We start from the raw sequence: 20,074 nt of genomic DNA on the forward strand, positions 1-20,074 counted from the left end.
ATCAAACGCCACTAAAGGCACTGAAACCTCCGTCTACAGGAATTACAGTGCCTGTTATGAAGCTGGCTGCCTCGGAGCACAGAAACTGCACTATTCCATTCAGCTCTGTAATTTCCCCAAAGCGACCCATAGGTGTTTTGTTGATGATCTTTTTACTACGATCAGTTAACTCTCCATGCTCATCTAAGAGAAGGCTACGGTTCTGCTCACCTATGAAAAAGCCAGGAGCTATGGCGTTTACTCGTACTTTGTCTCCATATTTATGAGCCATTTCGCAAGCCAGCCACTGGGTAAAGCTGTTGATGCCCGATTTAGCCACAGAATAAGCTGGAACTCTGGTAATGGCTGATTCAGCAGCCATAGATGAAACATTAATTATGGAGCCCGATCCATTCTTAGCCATTATTTCCCCAAAAATTACTGACGGATATATGGTGCCTTGCAAATTCAATTGAACGGCGGTATCAAAATGCTCTAATTTTATGTCAAATATGTTTTGATCGGGTTGAAGAGTTGCGCCATTGGTATTGCCTCCGGCAGCATTTATTAAAATATCTATGGTTTTAAAAGTGGCCACAATTTTCTCTGCCGCCGTTTTTAGCGAGTTGACATTTAGAACATCACAGGTAATCCCTATCACCTCAGCAGAAGCGGCTTTTAGCTCATGTACTATATGATTAACTTTCTCCTCTGTCCGTCCGATAATAACGATTTTTGCACCTGCCTGAGCAAAACTTTTAGCGATATTGCTCCCCAACACACCGGAACCACCAGTGATTACCGCTACTTTATTTTCTATACTAAAATTGATCATTTATGATGTTTGAATTATTTAGGATCTAAGCTGGTAAAGGTAAAGAATTTATTTAACGGCCCGCAACCGGTTGTTTTTAGTGTTTAGATTTCAGGTCTTAAAACTTCATTGTTACATGAAAAAACCGGAGTACAGTTTTGAACTTACCCCGGTTTTATACCCTTACCTCATAAAGAATATGCGCTCATTCCTTAGGGTTGTGGTTGAAATGAACACAAGTTAAATACACTTACGAGTACAAGTTAGCAACAATATTGAATTTACACAATCGATTGCGTAATTTTTTCGTATATTCATTTTTCAATTTATTTTGTACTCTATACTTTTAATAAATAAGTTTGGACAGACAGATCGTCCTAAAAAATTGATGGAGAAATGAAAAACAAAAAGGGAGTAACCATTTATGATATCGCCAGTGAGCTAAAAGTTTCTCCATCTACGGTATCCCGTGCCTTGAAAGATCATTATAGCATTAGTAAAGAAATGATCAAAGAGGTAAAGAAGCTGGCTCAGAAAAGAGGCTACAGGCCTAATAGCATAGCTGCCAGTCTCAGAAGCAATAAGACTAACAATATTGGTGTAATTATTTCCTGGATCAATCGCCCTTTTATTTCTTCATTAATCAGTGGAGTAGAGGAGGAGGCTAATAAGGCGGGTTATAATGTTATCATCTCACAGAGCCATGACAGTTATGAAAATGAAGTGGCCAATGCCAGAGCACTCTATGACAGTAGAATTAGTGGTTTGGTAGTGTCGCTGGCCATGGGTACGCAGAACTATGATCACTTCAGTCAATTCATTAAGAATAATATTCCAGTAGTTTTTGTAGATCGGGTTACTGATGAGCTGAATTCAGACAGAGTGGTAATTGATAACTATGCTGCTGGTTTTAATGCTACAAAGCATTTGATAGAGCAAGGATGTAAGAATATAGCCCTGGTTTGTGGTTCACAATCAAGAAACATTTACAGAGAACGGGAAAGTGGTTATCTGGCCGCTATGCGCGAGCATAATATGCATATAAATGAAGATTATATCTATCATAATGATGTGCTAAATGCAGAGGAAGGCTTCCGTATTGCTGAACATCTTTTATCTATGGATACACCACCGGATGGAATCTTCACGGTAAATGATACTTCAGCGGTGAGTATTATTCAGTACGCTAAAGATAAAGGTATAAAGATACCTGATGAGCTCGCGGTTATAGGTTTTAATAATGATCCGGTATCGTTAATCATTGATCCTCAGCTTTCTACAGTGGGGCATCCTGCTATAGAGATGGGTAGGCTTGCGGCTCAGCAGGTTTTGAAGCAAGATAAGTTCAAAGACGTGGTTAAATCAGAAACGGTAATGCTACGCACAGAGCTTTTAGTGAGGGCATCTACCTTAAGAAAGAAATAGAAGATAGCCCAAAGGACTATCTTCCAAACCATTTATTTTAAAGTCAACGTAGTTTTTGCCACTTCAGGCATGCCTAATGCCTTACTTCTCTCACCAGGAAGTGAGCCACCGATAAATATATCGAAATCGCCTTTTTCTAATTTGCTTTGTCCTTCGTCATCAATGAGGTAAAGCATGTCTTTAGTGATGGTAAAAGTCACTCTTTCAGAAGCACCTGCTTTCAACTTCACTCTCTTTATGCCGTGCAAAGAGAATAATGGGGTTCTTGTACTTGCGTCTTTATCAGTGATATATAATTGCACTACCTCTTCTCCTTCAGTTTTGCCAGTATTTTTCACTAATGCGGAAACGGTTAGCGGCTCAACCTTTTTGGTTTTTGCTGTTTTGGTAGAAAGCTGAATATCAGAATATGTGAAGGTGGTGTAGCTTAAACCATACCCAAAAGGATAAAGAGGCTCCTTGGTCATGTATTTATAAGTACGGCCTTCCATGTCATAGTTTTCATAATCAGGCAACTGATCGAATGATTTCGGAAAAGTAATAGGCAATCTGCCCGATGGAGAAGTTTTTCCAAATACAATATCAGCTACAGCATTACCTCCTTCTTCACCCGGATACCACACCAAAAGTACAGCATCAGCTATTTCCTGAACCTCTGCCAGATTCATGGGGCTGCCTCCTGTTACAATGGCAATTACCGGATTGTCATTTCCATTTTTAAGCTTTCTTAAATAATCAATTTGATTCTTGGGCAAGTTGTAATCCAGGCGATCACCATAATGCTCAGAAGCAATAGATTCACCTTCTTCGCCTTCAATCAGGCCATTGATACCCATTACCATAAAGGTAGCATCGCTTAATTTAGCCACATCGCTCGACCAGTCAATGGGGTTAACATTGTTCCTGTCCAGCAAAACGCCTGGTCTGTATTGTAGCTGACTTCCCGGTTGAATGGCTTTGGTGATGCCTTCCAAAACCGTTACCATTTCAGGATTTACACCATAATAGTTTCCGACTAATGACTCCACATTAGCAGCATTTGGACCTGTTACATAATAAGTGGGAAGGTCATTTTTCAATGGAAGAACACCATTGTTTTTAAGTAGCACGATGGATTTGGAGGCCACTTCCTTGGCTAATGCTCGGTGCTCTTTGCTGTTGATTACCTCGGGAGAAATATTGTTGAAAGGTACGTTCTCTTTAGGATCAAACATGCCTAGTTTGAAGCGTGTTTCTAATAAATGAGCCAGGGCATTGTCAATGGTTTCTTCAGAAATCAAGCCTTGCTTTACAGCTTCTACCAGAGCAGGATATTCATCACCACAGTTAAGATTGACGCCCGTGTTCACTGCCAAAGCAGCGGCTTCGGTTACATTTTCAACATTTTTATGCCCCTGGTAAAAGTCTACAATGGCCCAGCAGTCACTCACCACATGCCCATCGAAACCCCAGTCTTTTCTCAGTAGCTCTTGTAGTAGATATTTATTAGAGCAGCAGGGCTCACCGTTGGTGGCATTGTATGCACACATAACTGCTTCTACATCAGCATCTACCAGTGCATGAAAGGCTGGTAAGTAAGTCTCAAAAAGGTCTTTCTTGCTGGCTACCGCATTGAACTCGTGTCTTAATCTTTCCGGGCCGCTATGCACAGCAAAGTGTTTAGCGCAGGCCGCTGTTTTTAAATATTTGGGATCATTTCCCTGAAGACCTTTTACAAACGAAACACCTAACTGGGAGGTAAGGTATGGATCTTCTCCATAAGTTTCCTGTCCACGGCCCCATCTGGGATCTCTGAAGATATTAATATTAGGAGTCCAGAAGGTGAGCCCACCATACTTTTGATGATAATCTTTAGCAAGAGCTGCATTATACATCGCTCGCGCTTCATCAGAAATGGCGGTGGATACTTTCAATGCCAGGTCTGAATCAAAAGTAGCCCCCAGAGCTATGGCCTGAGGAAATACCGTTGCTGATCCGGAACGGCCTACTCCATGCAGTGCTTCGTTCCACCAGTTGTAGGCGGGTAAATCCAGTCGCGGTATGGCAGGGGCAGTATGCATCATTTGCAATACCTTTTCTTCCAAAGTCATTTTGCTCACCAGATCTTTGGCTCTGGCTTCAATGGATTGGTTTGGGTTTTTGTAAATAGCGTCTTGCGCGAACAAGGAGCCGGAGAGAATGAATGATAATAGTGTAAATAGAATTTTAGGGTAGGTTTTCATGAGTATAACGTTTAAAGTATTGTAGCCATCTATTTCAGATAGTCTCAGAAGAGAAGTAGCTTCGAATACCTATATAGTAAAATTGACCATTTCATGTATGGATTTTAAAATTATAAACTTCTTCAATTTAAACAATCGATTGCGTAAAATATTTTTTAATTTAGGATCGTACTAATCCCTCTTGAATCAGATGAAATTTAAACTGCTGTTGTTCTTCCTTTTTGTTACTTCAATCTGCCTGGCTGAAGATGGTTATGACTTATGGTTAAGGTATAAGCCCATAGAAGATACGGCTCTTAAAAGTCAATACAAAGAGCTTTTACACAAGTATGTGGCTAATGAAAGTAGCCCTACCATGGCGGCTGCCGTTCAGGAATTAAAATGTGCCTTAAATGGACTTTTGGACTATCAAATAACAACTGAGTCCAAGCCTTCTGGTAAAACCTTGTTGATGGGAACGCCAGAAAACTCAAAGTATATTGCTTCCATGAAGCTGGATAAAGATCTGCAAAAGATTGGAAATGAAGGCTTTATCATAATATCTCAAAAAGGAAATACTGTAATAACCGCCAATACCGATGTAGGGGTGTTATACGGCACTTTTCATTTTCTTCAGCTCGTGCAGATGCATCAACCTATTGAGCGCTTGCATATTGTGAGTAGCCCTAAAGTGAAACTCCGTGTACTTAACCACTGGGATAACCTGGACAGAACAGTGGAGCGGGGATATGCCGGATTCTCTTTGTGGGATTGGCACAAGCTTCCCGATTATATTGACCCAAAGTATATTGATTATGCCAGAGCCAATGCTTCCATAGGTATAAATGGCACCGTGCTTACCAACGTAAATGCCAACGCTCTGATTTTAACTGATACTTACATTCAAAAAGTAAAGGCCTTAGCCGATGCATTCAGACCTTATGGCCTAAAAGTTTATCTCACAGCCAGGTTTAGTGCACCCATAGAAATTGGAGGTCTGAAAACTGCAGATCCTCTCAATGAAGAAGTAAAGCAATGGTGGAAGGATAAAGTAGATGAAATTTATAAGGCCATTCCGGACTTTGGTGGGTTTTTAGTGAAAGCCAACTCTGAAGGCCAACCTGGTCCACAGAATTATGGCAGAACCCATGCTGATGGCGCTAATATGATGGCAGACGCGGTATCTCCTCACGGCGGTGTAGTGATGTGGCGCGCCTTTGTTTATAGCAATGAAGAACCTGACGACAGAGCCAAGCAGGCGTATAATGAATTCAAGCCGTTAGACGGAAAGTTCAGGGAAAATGTGATAATTCAGGTGAAGAATGGTGCCATCGACTTCCAGCCCAGAGAGCCATTTCACCCTCTCTTTGGCGCTATGCCCAAAACACCTTTGATGATGGAGTTTCAAATTACACAAGAATATTTAGGGCAGGGTACCCACCTGGCCTATCTGGCGGAAATGTATAAGGAATGTCTTGATGCAGATACTTATGCTCAAGGCAAAGGGTCCACAGTGGCTAAAGTGATAGATGGTTCTCTGGATAATCATCAGCTCACTGGTATGGCTGGGGTGTCTAATATTGGAACAGACAGAAACTGGACAGGACAGATCTTTGGTCAGGCCAACTGGTACTGTTTTGGGCGTTTGGCGTGGGATCATCAGCTTACCTCAGAGGCTATTGTCGAAGAGTGGATCAGAATGACTTTTTCTAACGAGCCACAAACAGTAAAAACCATTAAAAATGTAATGTTAGGCTCACGTGAGGCGGTAGTCAATTATATGACTCCACTTGGCCTGCATCACATGATGGGCTGGGGACACCATTATGGACCGGGCCCATGGGTAGCTAATAAGCACCGGGCCGACTGGACCTCAGTATATTACCATAAAGCTGATAAAGAAGGGATAGGTTTCGATCGAACCGCTTCGGGTAGCAATGCCGTGAGTCAATATTTCCCAGAAGTGGCTAAGCAATTTTCCTCATTGGATGAATGTCCTGAGAAGTATTTGCTGTGGTTTCATCATTTGCCCTGGACTTACACCATGAAGTCTGGCAGAAGCCTTTGGGATGAACTCTGCTATAAATATCAAGCCGGAGTGGACAGTGTAGGACAGATGCAAGAACAATGGAATAGTTTGCAGGGGAAAGTGGATGAAGAAAGATTTGATCAGGTAAAGTCCTTTTTGCAAATTCAAAAGAATGAGGCTGAATGGTGGAGAAATGCATGTCTGCTATATTTTCAGACCTTTTCGGGAAAGCCCATTCCGGACGACATTCCCAAAGCAGACCATACTTTGGAGTACTATGAAGAGTTATCTTTTCCTTATGCTCCAGGGCATTAATTTAGACTAATCAGAATTGATATGAAGAAATATTTGATGGAGCAAACCATGAGATGGTATGGCCCTAATGATCCGGTAAGTTTAAGTGATATTCGCCAGGCAGGCTGCACGGGCGTGGTTACAGCCCTGCATCACATACCTGTAGGTGAGGTGTGGTCAGTGGAGGAGATTATTAAAAGAAAGCAGACTATTGAACAAGCCGGTATGTCCTGGACGGTAGTAGAAAGCCTGCCGGTGCATGAAGATATAAAAAAGCAGACCGGAGATTATGAACAGCTCATTGCTAGCTATCAGGAAAGTCTGAAGCATCTGGCTATGTGTGGTATTAAGGTAGTGACCTATAACTTTATGCCCATTTTAGACTGGATGCGTACTGAGCCATTTTACGTTTTGGAGAATGGAAGCAAAGCATTAAGGTTTGAGAAACTGGCATTTATTGCTTTTGATCTGTTTCTACTGAAAAGGCCTGGGGCTGAAGAAGATTATTCTGAAGATGAAATAAACCAGGCTAAAATTCATTTCGATCAAATTACTCAGGATCAGAAAGATGACCTCTTTCAGCAGGCTTTGCTGGGACTTCCGGGTAGTGATGAGAGGTTTACGCCAGAAGGCATCTTGTTAGCCTTGAAAAATTATGAATTTATAGATGCCAGACAGTTGAAACATCATCTGGCTTTCTTTTTACAGCAGGTAGTACCTGTGGCAGAACAAGTAGGAATACAGCTGGCCATTCACCCGGATGATCCTCCCTATTCTATCCTAGGTCTCCCACGCATAGTAAGCACAGAACAAGATCTGGATGATATTCTTGAAGCAGCACCTTCTCCTGCTAACGGACTTTGCTTCTGCACTGGAAGCCTGGGCATAAGGCCTGATAATGACATCCTTCGCATGCTGAAAAAGTATGCCAGCCATGTGCATTTTCTTCACTTGAGAAATACCAAAAGAGATGAACACGGCAACTTTTATGAAGCCAATCACCTGGATGGGGACACCGATATGGTAGCCGTAATCCAGGAAGTATTAAATATAATGAATTCAGAAAATCGGTCTATCCCTATGAGGCCCGATCACGGTCACCAAATGTTGGATGATTTAAGAAAAGTGACCTATCCTGGTTATACGGGCATTGGAAGATTGAAAGGGTTAGCAGAGTTGCGAGGGGTGGAGCGGGCTTTGGCAAGTTAAGAGTTATAATAAGTACCGCTTGCGTATTTTTCTTTTAAGATAAATCTTCATTACATAAATTGCACCTTTTTTAAACTTAAACAAGAAGATACCTTGAAGAAAATTGGCCTTTTATTTTTGTTGTTAACCTCCTTATTATCAAACTCTTCTATTGCACAGAACTTTACGATAGAAGAAAGTGAGGCATTAGAACGTGAACCTGTCGAAGGTTGGATGAAACTTTTGTATTTGTCAAATGGTAATACGGCGCTGATTCATTTTACAGAGGAGCAAGGTATTGAATTAAGGGTTTATGGCACTGATCGTAAATTGTTATTAGAGCAGGTTGCAAGACCTCAATATAATTCTAAAGGCGCCATCCATCTTGATAAGTCTAAAATAGAAGGGGTCTTTAGTTTTGGTGCTGATTTGGTTTCCTTTATCAATATTTATAGCAAGGAGGGGCCAACTCTCTATAGGGTGATCATAGACCTTAACACTGGTAAACTAAAGTCAGAAGAGGCTATAGCGACACTCATGCCGGAAAAAAAAGTATCCACAAACTACTTTGTAGTTAGAAAAGATGAAAACTCGGATAATTATGCAGTGGCTGTTTGTAATAGAACTGAATTTGATAAAAACAAACAGATAAAAATCTCCTATTATAATGGCACTCATAAAAATATAGCAGAATCTTATTTTGTAGCACCAATAAATGATTTTAAGGCATTTGATTTGGTAGATATGTATGTTTTCAGTAGCAAAAAGGTTGTTGCTTTGGCCAGAAGCTATGGGAAAGAGGAAGATCAATACGGACTTTATATCGGAGCGTTGGAAGCAGGTTCTGATTATTTTGTGGTAAAGGAAAAGGAGGCAAAAGAGCTAAAATGGATACAAGAAGGGGCATTAAGGTTTGATGCTAAGAATAATAATTTGGTTCTCCTATCTCTCTCCGCTTACAGACGAGGGTTCGATATTTACTTCACCAATATTGTAATATTCAATTCAGATAATCTTGATACCAAATTTATTAAAACCCTTGACCTGCCTGATGTAGAGTTAAATTATATAACCTATGGACAAACGTCAAAGAGATATACCGGAATACCTCAAAATTTGGTGCTAAATGATGATGGCACCTATTCCATAGTTTATGAAATAAAATTTACTCGGTCTAAAGGTAACATCGTAGAAGGAACAGGGCTTGGTGGTGCCGTGGTTTCCGTACTGAGTCCAGAGCTTAAAACACTTAAAAGTACACTTATAGCTAAAGGACACTGGCTTACAGGCGCTGTAGATGACCTTTTACCTTATTCAAATGAAAATAAGGCTACGAAATTATTTGTATCGAATCATTATAAATCCATTGCTTATGTTGATGGCGCTACTGGTAAATATGCCATATATAATGATTTCATGGAGAATGAAAAGAAAATAGAAGAAACAGGAAAGCTTCGAAATTTAAACGGTGTAACTGATACAGATGCTTTCTATATAAATTGCAGCCCTGATGCAGAGTCACATAAAAAAACCTTGCTTTATGGTGAAAATGCGACTGCAAGAGATCACAAATTTACAATGGTTGGGGTTTCTGCTTTTGATAAACAATCTCATACCTATATCACTCTAAAATTAGTTCAGAGCAGAGAAGGTAAAAAGTTGAAAGTAGTATGGATCAAAATGTAAATTTAAGATAAAATTAATCTTGATAAGCTAATCAATAGAATGAAACTCAGTAAATTGTGGCATGCTTTCCATTAATACTGAAAGACTGTCGCTTCTGGAAATTACTGAGGCAGACTGTGAATTTATACTTGAGCTGATGAATACAGCAGGATGGCTCAAGTTTATAGGAGATCGAGGAGTTAAATCTGTGGATCAGGCTAAACAATATATTGAAAACCGCATAAGAAGTAGCTATCTGGAATACGGCTTTGGGATGAATAAAATAGTCCTAAAAAATGATAATGTGCCTATCGGTATGTGTGGTTTAGTAAAGAGAGATTATTTGGAAGGGCCAGACATCGGCTTTGCTATATTGCCTGAATATGAGGGGTTTGGCTATGCTTTTGAAGCGGCCCAGGCCGTATTAAACCATGCAATTCATGAACTGAAGTTAAGCAATGTGATGGCCATTACGGATCCTGATAATGAACGTTCCCAGAAATTAATACGAAAGCTCGGTATGAAAGAAAGAAGCAGCATTGATCCTCAAGGGAAGAGTATCAGCATGTTTTCATACCGATAAAACCATAATATTTTGATATTTCAAAACCTTAAACCGTATACAGCCGTATATTATAATGGTTTACAGGTTGAAAATAAATGAAAGTTGAAAAAGGTTGAAGTCTTCGGATTTCAACCTTTTTTGTTTTTAACAATATGGTGTAAAATCCTGTTAGTGCTGTAGTGTAATCTGGCAAAGATATTGTTGATTACGACTATAGGTATAAAATGTAAAAACTATAAAAATGAGAAATAGAATATATACTACATTATTACTAATGCTTATTTCTGTTGTGGCATTCGGACAGAAGAAAATGAAAAGTCCGGCCGCAAGTTCGGAAGGAAGTATTGATGGGGTAAAGGTTGAAGTAAAATATCACCAACCCTCAGTTCAAGGAAGACAAGTTATGGGTAAGCTAGTACCTTACGGCCAGGTTTGGAGAACAGGAGCGAATAATGCCACTACTATCTCCTTTGATCAGGATGTTAAGGTGGAAGGTAAAGCCCTGCCTAAAGGTACCTATGCTCTCTTTACCATCCCAGGTGAAGGCGAGTGGGAGATCATTTTCAACAAAAATGCTAACCAGTGGGGCGCATTTAATTATGACAAGGCTGAAGATGTACTACGAGTGAAAGTGAAATCTAAAGCTACATCCTCTATGGTAGAAGCATTTACCATTACCGTGGGAAGCAATGATGTTTCAATGGCCTGGGAGAATACGGAAGTGAAATTTAAAGTGAGCAAATAGAAATTTTTCACATAAAAAGTGGAAATTCTATTTAAATGTGATTTCCTAGGGCTAATTTGAGCTCGGAAATATGAATTTGATTGAATGAAGCAAAAAATAGTTATCGGCAGAAATGATAAAATTGATCTGCCGAAATTACATTTATATGACCTGGACGCCAAGGTAGATACTGGCGCTTTTACCTCAGCCATTCATTATCACATGGCAGAAGTAATTGAAAAAGAGGGCAGAAGAGTGCTGCATTTTACTCTTTTAGATCCTTCTCACCCTGATTATAACGGGAAGAGCTTTTACTTCGAGAATTTTGAAGAAAGAGAAATAAAAAATTCTTTCGGAGATTCTGAAAGAAGGTATATTATCAGCACTATAATACATATCTTCGGCCGCGATTTTGAAACTGAATTCTCCCTGAGTAATAGAGGCAACTTAAAGTTTCCCATCCTCTTAGGGCGTAAGCTTTTGAAAAAGGGTTTTTTGGTAGATGTATCATACAAAAACCTTTCCTTTAATCAGAAGCAGAAATAATTATAAACCGGCATAAGCCATAAAATTTTAAACTAGCAAAACCAACAGACATGAAGGTAGGAATCCTATCCCGGAACCAAGATTTATATTCTACACGCAGATTAGTAGAGGCTTGTGAAGTGCGAGGGCATGAGTGTGAGGTGATCGACCACCTTAAGTGTACCCTGGTAATGGAGCAAAACAACCCTACGGTAATATACAAAGGACGTCACCTGGATGACTTCAATGCTATTATTCCTAGAATAGGTGCCTCTGTAACTTTCTATGGCTCAGCAGTGGTAAGGCAGTTTGAAATGATGAAAGTTTTCACCGCTGTGGAATCTCAAGCCTTAATCAGGTCGAGAGATAAACTGAGAAGTTTGCAAATTCTCTCTAGAGCGGGTTTGGGATTACCTAAGACAGTATTCACAAACTATTCCAGAGATACTGATGATATTTTGAATGGCGTTGGCGGAGCTCCTGTTATTATAAAGTTATTAGAAGGTACTCAGGGTCTAGGGGTGGTGCTGGCTGAAAATAAAAAAGCAGCGGCCTCTGTTATTGAAGCTTTTCATGGACTTAAAGCAAGAGTGATAGTGCAAGAATATATCAAAGAAGCTGGTGGTGCTGATATTAGAGCTTTCATTGTAGATGGCGAAGTAGTTGGTGCTATGAAAAGACAAGCTAAAGAAGGTGAGTTCAGATCTAATCTGCATAGAGGAGGTACATCTCAGGTGATTAAACTATCTCGTAAAGAGAAGTCTGCGGCCATCACTGCTGCAAAGAAAATGGGTCTGGGTGTAGCTGGTGTTGATATGCTTCAGTCATCTAGAGGGCCATTAATATTGGAGGTAAACTCTTCACCAGGATTAGAAGGAATTGAAAATGCTACCGGTTTGGATATTGCAGGTAAAATTGTTGAATATCTGGATCGAAACAGTAGCAAACAGAAAAGAATACAAAAGGATAAAGTGAATGCCTGATATTGTTATTGATGGCCATAAGGTGTCTCCGGGGCAAGATATTCAAATTAATGCCCTGATTGCCAGATTGCCTACCAGAACACCAATAAATATTCCCGTTTTTGTGAGCCGGTCTACCAAGCCCGGCCCTACGCTTTTGGTTATGGCTGGTGTGCATGGAGATGAAACCAACGGGATTGAAATCTTAAGAAGAATCATCATAAATAACTATCACAAGCCTACTAAGGGTACGGTGATAGCTATTCCTGTTTTTAACGTTTATGGTTTTATAAATCATTCACGTGGATTGCCAGATGGAAGAGATCTGAATCGATCCTTTCCTGGATCTAAAAATGGATCTTTAGCAAGTCGTGTGGCTCATTTTATGACCAGCGAAATACTGCCTCAGGTAGACTTTGGAATAGATTTTCATACCGGTGGGGCTAGTCATAACAACTTCCCGCAGATTCGAGGTGTTTTTAATACCGTGAAGGAAATGGAAGTTGCTAAGGCTTTTGGTGCGCCATTTATTATAGAATCTCCTTTTAGAGAGAAGTCGTTAAGGAAAACGGCGGATAAGGCCAATAAAACTATTTTGGTTTATGAAGGAGGAGAAACACTTAGGTTAAGGAAAAAGGTGATTGACACCGGCGTGGATGGCATGCTAAGAGTAATGAAATACCTTGGAATGAGAGATGATGCTCCGGAAATAGAGCAAAAGTCTATCTATCTAAAAACCTCCACCTGGGTAAGAGCCAAGTATGCAGGGCTACATCACGCTGATGTCCGAAATGGTAGCAGAGTCGAGAAAAATGAAGTTTTAGGCCTTATTACAGATCCTTACGGTCAATTTGAAAAGAAAATAAAATCACCTGTAAATGGTTTTGTGATTGGAATAAATAACTATCCGGTCGTAAATATGGGAGACGCTATTTTACATATAGGTAGCGAATAGAATTAATTTTTATATTGCATTAATGAATCCTGAACTTCAAGGGCAATACAACAACCTAAAAACCATCTTAAATGATAAGTTTCTCTCTGTTTTATGTAGAGAAATTAACGGCCACATTGATTTTCTTAAAAGAGTAAAGTCTTTAGAATCTAAGATTATTAAAGCTAATATCAGTACTCAACAGTATGATAAATCACTAGCCATAATCAAGGATTATAAGTCTACCCTTATTGTAGAAGTAGAAAAGCAGTTTACTCCTCCTGAGATTGTAAATTTTGATGTTGACTTCCTGAATTTTAATCAGGATATAACAGATTATATTGCACAACTAGAACTAGATTATGTAAGGAAGCAGGAAGAGTCGCGCTTTCAACCCACAGATGGTGACTCAGTTTTACTCAAGGTTAAAAAATGGTTCAAACGCTTTTTTTATAATACGAGTAAACTGCCGGTCAGAACAGGTAACGCTTTTAGAAAGCTTTTCAAAAAGCCAGTTAAGGAGCTTAAACCATGGACTCATCATATTCATTTACAGGACCTTACTGCTTATTTCTTCAAAGAGAAGCTGCCTTGTCAGCTTTTGCCGATCATTGATAAGCTCAACTTAAGATTGAGTCATGCTACTAAAGTGGCCTGGAAGATTGACGAGCAGATAGAGGTAATATGTAATCAGCTGGTAGAGCAGGATGATTACACCAGTGAACTGACCTTGGAGGTTCTAGAGCCTCTCGATCAGGCCATCACTAATCTGGAGGAGTTCAAAGGTGAACTCAAAAATGACTTAATTGAGGCATTTGAGAATGTTTTTGGTAAGTATGAAGATGCGTTTCTGAAAGTGGGAACCATGGAGCTTAGTAATAATAAGTTTAAGCCTGTGAAATCTTCTAAGCTGCATTCTGAATTACTTAAGCAATACAAATCTAAGCGAGAAGGCTGGTATCATCTATTTACCGTATTGTCAGATGACTGGGAAATAGACCTGGAACTATATTTCATTCTTTATTCGGGCTTATTGGAGTATCACCGTACACTACATATTCTTAAGCAGAAGATAGACACCGCGGTTATTTCTAAACTAGAGACTATAGCCTCTTATCTTGAAAGTATCAAAGATCAGATTCAAAAGGCCCCAGATGAGGCTGCTTTGAAAATGGTGATGGAACAAAATATGAAGGCTGTTAGGGGTGAACTTACTCCTAAAATTCTGCCCGAAACTAATGACCTTATTTTAAGGCAGGATCTTCCTTCTTTGGTAAATAATATTGAATCCAAAATTGATAAACTCATCTCTTCTGTTTCCGAAAAGAGGGCGGTTGTGAAAGGTCTCAACTATGATGAAGCTATTAAAAGTTCATCCATTAGTTATGTGTCTCCTTATGAGTTAATTCATTTTGAATCCTGGCCAGAGCTGGTTAAAGAGATTAAGGCCATCAAAATAAAGCTTACCGAGCAGCTCAGTGTTATTCAAAATGACATTTCCGGGCTGGGTCAGATAGCCGAGTTTAATTTGGAATCAGCCATGTCGCTTTTCAATGAGGAGGATAGAAAAGATCAACCTGATGTAATAGCATTACAAGGAATAGATCGCACGATCGAAAGAGTGAAGGCTATCCAGTTATCATTTCAAAGCTTTGAAAATGACGTGGAGAGTGTTTTATATGAGGGTATTCAGCAATTCAATAAAAGGCTGGTTCAGTTTACCAATAATGAGAATATCTATGACATTAGGGTAAGAATAGCCAAAGGAAAGGCACTACAGAGGAGTAAGGAGTGGCGGGAGCAGGCTATTTATAAGCTGAAGAACATTGTGCCTACGGTTATTTCTTTCGCAAGGCTCAACTATCAGAAAGTCAATCATTTTGTAACTACAACTTATAAAAAGTATGGCTTGACCAGCCAGCCTGAGAGTATTACAGCAGAGCTGGCAGACTTCCTTGCTGAGACTAAAGGTGCAATAGAAAAACTTCCTTTTGTCTATCAAAGGCTGTTTAAATTGGAGCCTTTGTCGGATATCAACTTTTTTGAAGGTAGGGCAGAGGAAATGCTTACGTTGAATACGGCTTATAATAATTGGATGAAAGGCCGTTTTGCTGCCACCGTTTTATTGGGAGAAAAAGGTAGTGGAGCTACTACGTTGCTTAATTTCTATCTAAGCGATCTTGGAACGTCAAGTGCCGTACACCGATTGGTTCCAAAGTCCAGCATTTCAAGTATTGAGGAGTTGCTTGAATGGTTCTCGATATCTTTTGAGCAAAATTTTAAATCAGCTGATGAGCTAATCATATTTCTAAATCAGAAGAAGAGAGTACTGGTGTTAGAAGATATTCAAAAGCTGTATTTGAAAAAAGTGAAGGGTTTTGAAGCTCTAAAATGGTTGTCAGAAATTATTGCGCTTACTAATGAGAAGGTATTTTATGTATGTAGCTGCACCAAATATGCGTGGAGTTATTTAGATAAGACCATTCAGTTATCAGAGCACTTTAGTTATCATATTTCATTAAACGATATGGCTGATGGTTCCGTGGTCAATGTGATAGAGAAAAGGCACCGTGTTAGTGGGTATAATCTTAAATTTGAACCCACCGTTTCCGAGTTAAATAATAAGAAATTTAAGAAACTGCCTGAACAGGAACAGCAGGTGGTTTTAAGGGAGAGGTATTTTTCTTCTATGAATAAAATTGCCAAGAGCAATGTCAGCCTGGCACTAGTTTATTGGCTTAGGTCGACCAGACAAATTACAGGTAATACCATCCATATAGGATCTCTCAAAGAGATTGATTTTTCCTTTATGAAAGGCCTCTCTATGAATAAAGTGTTCGCTTTGGCTAACATAGTATTGCATGACGGGCTTACCGAAGATGAATGTGTAGCTATTGAACGAAGTTCTGTAAGGAAGGTGAGGTCTACACTTTATCCTCTATTTGAAGACGGTATTCTCGTGAAAAATGAAGGTAAATATTATATTAACCCTTTGCTGTACAGACATACTATCCAACTGCTAAAATCTAAAAACATAGTTCATTAACGTGAAAAAAGCTTTTTTTATACTGATCTTATTCATTAACTCATGTATAGCATGGGCTCAGGCTGACTCTGTGAAAGATACTACTGTTATGGTAGTGGCGATTAAGGCAGACTCTACAGTGCCCGTTGCTGTAAAAGTAGATACAGCAACCGTTACGGCTGATGAGAAACTTAATAATGAGATCAGCGATTTGAAGAAAGATATCCCATCACTTTCTGATCTAATCTCCATTGGTAAGGTCTTTTGGGCCATTGTATTTCTATTTGGAGGATACTTTACAGTCCGCTTCATTGGGTCCATTCTGGAAAAGCTTGCAGAGAAGAGTACTAACTATCGAATTACTATTAAGGGTCTCGTCCCAGTGATAAAGATATCCGTTTGGATGATTGTCCTATTTATCATCATTATGGGGATTTTTCATCCTCCCGTGAATGGTATAATAGCCGCTACAGCTTCCATAGGTATTGCAGTAGGTTTTGCTGCTCAGGATATTCTTAAAAACATCTTTGGCGGTATCATGATCCTTTTTGACAGACCGTTTCAGGTGGGAGATAAGATTGAGATTGGAGAGTACTACGGTGAAGTCCTTGAGATTGGCTTGAGGTCTACGAGAATTGTTACACCTGATGATTCACTTGTAAGTGTTCCAAATGGAGAGTTAATGAACAAGTCGGTATCTAATTCTAATACGGGAGAGGCTAATTGTCAGGTAGTTGCAGAGATATACCTGCCTATTACCGTGGATACTGCTGAAGTGCGCAAGATCGCTATAGAATCAGCTCAGGTTTCCAGATTTATCTACCTTAATAAGCCCATTACTGTACTGTTCTTTAACGAAGTGAAGGAGCGAAGGTCATATTTGAAGATGAGATTAAAGGCCTATGTTTCTGATATAAGGAATGAGTTTGCCTTTAAAAGTGATATGACTGAGATCGTTATGAGAGAACTTTTAAGTCAAAAGGTGATTTCACCTGATGACTTAAAATAATTCCCTTATCATTTATAGCAAGCTAGCCATCTGCTGTTCTTGCATGCTTTTTAATTTCACCAACTGAATTTTATCTACATCATAGATGTCTTTTCTGAAGTTGATAAGGCCATTAGTGTCAACCCAAGAGGTTCTGTATACTAAGAATACTGGCACATCTTCAGTAAGCTTTACATTAACGGGTTCATCCTTTTCCATGTATTCTTTCACCTTGAAGCTATCCCAATCCTGATCGCTTAATAAATACTCTGCTAATTTATCCGGTTGTTCTAATCTCACACATCCATGGCTAAATGCTCTTTTGTCTCTTGAGAATAAATAATCAGAAGGAGTATCGTGCAAGTATATGCTTCTGCCGTTCGTTAGAGGGAATTTAACAAGACCTAAGGCGTTTCTTCTACCTGGCTTTTGTACAACTCTTAAATTATTTATGTTAACCGTTTCCCAGTTTACTGTTGCAGGATCAATAGGATCAGTAGAGTCCCATCCTTCAAATAAATCATAACCATTTCTGCTTAAGTAGGTGGGGTCATTCTTCATCCTACCCAACATTTCATTCTGAATGATCTTCTGAGGAATAGTCCATGTTGGGCTAAATACAAGGTAGTGCAATCTATCTATCATTACCGGAGTGGCATGATCGGTTTCTCCTGTTATAACTCTCATCTGTAGAGGAACTCTGTTGTTTTCATATACATATAGCTGATATTCAGGTATGTTTACGTAAATGAATTTCTTACCCAGATCACCAGGCATCCATCTTATTCTTTCCAGGTTTAGCTTTATTTGAGCTATTCTCTCGTCTAGAGAAATATTCATTACAGATGCTGTTCCTTTACCAACGATGCCATCAGAGGTTAAGCCATTTCTAGTTTGGAATCTTTTTACAGCGGACTCAAGTTCAGTGTCAAAATAAATTGAATCGGCTGTGGTTTTTAATTTTCTGTCCTTAAGATCATGAGTTAAGATCAGTCGTTGTTTAAGAGCCGCTACGTAGTTGCTGCTGTCACCCACTCTGATGTTGATGTCATCTGGAAGTGCCTTCCAGCCACCATTAACATTGATTGTTCTATAAAAAGCCAGGGCTTTAACTAACTCTTTATAGTTTTCATTCTTGGGAGTAACTTTCTCAATCGCATCTTGTACATCATTGGTGGCTAAAGTATGAGCTACAGGTTCAGGCGTGTATTCGCAATTCCAAAGTTTATCAATCTGAATGGGCTTTATTCTGCCATTTTGTAGGTGGTAGGCATAAGAAAGGTAAGCTATAGATAGGCGGACATCAAGCTGTATCAATTCAAACGCATTCACATTTTTAGCATTGTAAACCTCTTGTTCGTAGTTGATTAATTTTGAAATATCATAATCTGCAGTATTTAGACCTTGGGCGGAAGCATTGAGAAGTTCTCCTTCAAGAATTTTAACCTTGTCCTCTGGCTTTTTGTAGGTTAACCAAAACAGTCCTGAGTTATTTAAAGTATAAAAACTATCCAGTTCTTGCTTTATCTCAACCCGGTTAATATTATCTTTGATATAGTGGGCTGTGTTTAAAGTATCTAAAAACTGAGATAGGTAAGTTTTTAGTTGATTATCAGATAGTTTAGTCAGGTTACCTTGAGGAGGCTTTACTGTATATTTAAATGTATCATTAGGGTCATGATTCATGAGTCCTTTTGACTCAACCTTAGAAGTGGTCTTCATTCTGTTGTTACACTGGGAAAACACCAGTGGAATCAGCAAGAGTAGAAAAAAAGTTTTTATATAACGGTGCGACATACTTGTATCAATTTTTATAAACTAATACAAGTAAAAGCTGTGCCAGACTCTTGAAATGACGTTTTTTAAGAGCTTTTAAGATTGTGACAATGGAAGTTTGTGTAATTTTTTTCCCGAGATGAGAATTTTTTATACGTAACGGAAATTTTTTTGTGGTGATGTTCGTTTCTCATCTGGACATCAAAAAAGTATCAATTTTTAACCTATAAAAACCAACTGAATGACAAGAAAAGCTATTCTCTTCTTAGTAGTTGTGCTTATTCCTTTCTATAACATTTTTGCTAGCGTTCCGGTATCCGAAAAAGCTAAGGCCTTAGGGACTTACATCGAGAACAACTATGCTTCATTAATATTCGAAGGTCCTAAACCAGATTACGAGTTATTCAAAAAAGGCCTTATCGGTTATCTTAATTTAAAGAAGCAAAACAAGCTGTCAGACAATGGACTACTTACTTTGATTGACTTTAGAATGTCATCAAATAAGAAGCGTCTGTGGGTGATCGATTTAAAGAAGCACAAGGTGTTGTATCATACACTTGTTGCTCATGGTAGAAACACAGGAAATGAGTTCGCTAAAACTTTTTCTAATGTACCAAATTCTAACAGTAGCAGCCTGGGCTTCTACGTTACAGGTGAGACTTATTATGGTAAGCACGGCTTATCTATGAGATTAGACGGTGTGGAATCAGGCTTTAATAACAATGCTCGTCAGAGAGCAATAGTAATGCATGGAGCTGATTATGTAGACAAGTCTTACACTAAAAGTTATGGAAGGATTGGAAGAAGCTTTGGATGCCCATCAATACCGATGAAATATCATAAAGAGATGATTCCAAAACTGGCGAATAAAAGCTGTCTGTTTATTTACTATCCAGATGCTGAATATTTAGAAAATTCAAGCCTTATTGATGAGGAAGTGGCCTATGAGGCCATCTCCACCCTTCAATATTTGCTCTAAT

At 39.2% G+C, this 20,074-nt stretch carries 15 protein-coding genes; 12 read left to right on the forward strand and 3 right to left on the reverse strand.

What is annotated here, in order from left to right:
• Position 1 precedes the first annotated feature (1 nt).
• Complete coding sequence (locus tag LVD16_RS08815) at positions 2-814, reverse strand: SDR family oxidoreductase (protein WP_233773563.1); 813 nt, start codon at positions 812-814, stop codon at positions 2-4.
• 375 nt (positions 815-1,189) lie between these two features.
• Here LVD16_RS08815 and LVD16_RS08820 point away from each other — a divergent pair, with 375 nt between their 5' ends.
• Positions 1,190-2,218, forward strand: coding sequence for a LacI family DNA-binding transcriptional regulator (locus tag LVD16_RS08820; RefSeq protein WP_233773564.1), 1,029 nt, complete (start codon positions 1,190-1,192; stop codon positions 2,216-2,218).
• A 32-nt stretch (positions 2,219-2,250) separates the two neighbouring features.
• On the opposite strand, the gene LVD16_RS08825 is transcribed toward LVD16_RS08820, so the two are convergent.
• Positions 2,251-4,440 (reverse strand): glycoside hydrolase family 3 N-terminal domain-containing protein, encoded by a 2,190-nt coding sequence (locus LVD16_RS08825; RefSeq protein ID WP_233773565.1) that lies wholly within the window; start codon positions 4,438-4,440, stop codon positions 2,251-2,253.
• A 190-nt stretch (positions 4,441-4,630) separates the two neighbouring features.
• On the opposite strand from LVD16_RS08825, the gene LVD16_RS08830 reads away from it, so the two are divergent.
• The 10 genes from LVD16_RS08830 (at position 4,631) to LVD16_RS08875 (ending at position 17,339) form a co-directional block, all read left to right on the forward strand.
• Positions 4,631-6,763: an alpha-glucuronidase family glycosyl hydrolase gene (locus LVD16_RS08830; protein ID WP_233773566.1), complete on the forward strand. Its 2,133-nt coding sequence runs from the start codon at positions 4,631-4,633 to the stop codon at positions 6,761-6,763.
• 21 nt (positions 6,764-6,784) lie between these two features.
• Positions 6,785-7,951 carry a mannonate dehydratase gene (uxuA, locus tag LVD16_RS08835; RefSeq protein WP_233773567.1) on the forward strand — a complete coding sequence of 389 codons (1,167 nt, stop codon included), beginning with the start codon at positions 6,785-6,787 and terminating at the stop codon, positions 7,949-7,951.
• A gap of 93 nt (positions 7,952-8,044) precedes the next feature.
• A complete protein-coding gene (locus tag LVD16_RS08840) occupies positions 8,045-9,616 on the forward strand; it encodes a hypothetical protein (protein WP_233773568.1) in 1,572 nt (523 codons plus the stop codon).
• Between the two features lie 61 nt (positions 9,617-9,677).
• The gene (locus LVD16_RS08845; protein WP_233773569.1) at positions 9,678-10,178 is read left to right on the forward strand and encodes a GNAT family N-acetyltransferase; all 501 of its coding nucleotides are present in this window, start codon (positions 9,678-9,680) and stop codon (positions 10,176-10,178) included.
• Between the two features lie 223 nt (positions 10,179-10,401).
• Positions 10,402-10,905, forward strand: a complete 504-nt coding sequence (locus tag LVD16_RS08850) for a DUF2911 domain-containing protein (RefSeq protein ID WP_233773570.1) — start codon at positions 10,402-10,404, stop codon at positions 10,903-10,905.
• 84 nt (positions 10,906-10,989) lie between these two features.
• Positions 10,990-11,430 (forward strand): ATP-dependent zinc protease family protein, encoded by a 441-nt coding sequence (locus LVD16_RS08855; protein WP_233773571.1) that lies wholly within the window; start codon positions 10,990-10,992, stop codon positions 11,428-11,430.
• A gap of 50 nt (positions 11,431-11,480) precedes the next feature.
• Positions 11,481-12,392, forward strand: a complete 912-nt coding sequence (rimK, locus tag LVD16_RS08860) for a 30S ribosomal protein S6--L-glutamate ligase (RefSeq protein WP_233773572.1) — start codon at positions 11,481-11,483, stop codon at positions 12,390-12,392.
• Positions 12,385-13,326, forward strand: a complete 942-nt coding sequence (locus LVD16_RS08865) for a succinylglutamate desuccinylase/aspartoacylase family protein (RefSeq protein ID WP_233773573.1) — start codon at positions 12,385-12,387, stop codon at positions 13,324-13,326. The genes rimK and LVD16_RS08865 overlap by 8 nt, the downstream gene beginning before the upstream one ends.
• 22 nt (positions 13,327-13,348) lie before the next feature.
• On the forward strand, positions 13,349-16,351 hold the full coding sequence (locus tag LVD16_RS08870; RefSeq protein ID WP_233773574.1) for an ATP-binding protein: 3,003 nt from the start codon (positions 13,349-13,351) through the stop codon (positions 16,349-16,351).
• A gap of 1 nt (position 16,352) precedes the next feature.
• Positions 16,353-17,339, forward strand: a complete 987-nt coding sequence (locus tag LVD16_RS08875; RefSeq protein WP_233773575.1) for a mechanosensitive ion channel family protein — start codon at positions 16,353-16,355, stop codon at positions 17,337-17,339.
• A 12-nt stretch (positions 17,340-17,351) separates the two neighbouring features.
• On the opposite strand, the gene LVD16_RS08880 is transcribed toward LVD16_RS08875, so the two are convergent.
• A complete protein-coding gene (locus LVD16_RS08880; protein ID WP_233773576.1) occupies positions 17,352-19,040 on the reverse strand; it encodes a L,D-transpeptidase family protein in 1,689 nt (562 codons plus the stop codon).
• A gap of 295 nt (positions 19,041-19,335) precedes the next feature.
• On the opposite strand from LVD16_RS08880, the gene LVD16_RS08885 reads away from it, so the two are divergent.
• Positions 19,336-20,073: a murein L,D-transpeptidase catalytic domain family protein gene (locus LVD16_RS08885; protein ID WP_233773577.1), complete on the forward strand. Its 738-nt coding sequence runs from the start codon at positions 19,336-19,338 to the stop codon at positions 20,071-20,073.
• The last annotated feature ends 1 nt before the right edge of the window (position 20,074 follow it).

The sequence above is a fragment of the Fulvivirga ligni genome, assembly GCF_021389935.1.
GTDB lineage: Bacteria > Bacteroidota > Bacteroidia > Cytophagales > Cyclobacteriaceae > Fulvivirga > Fulvivirga ligni.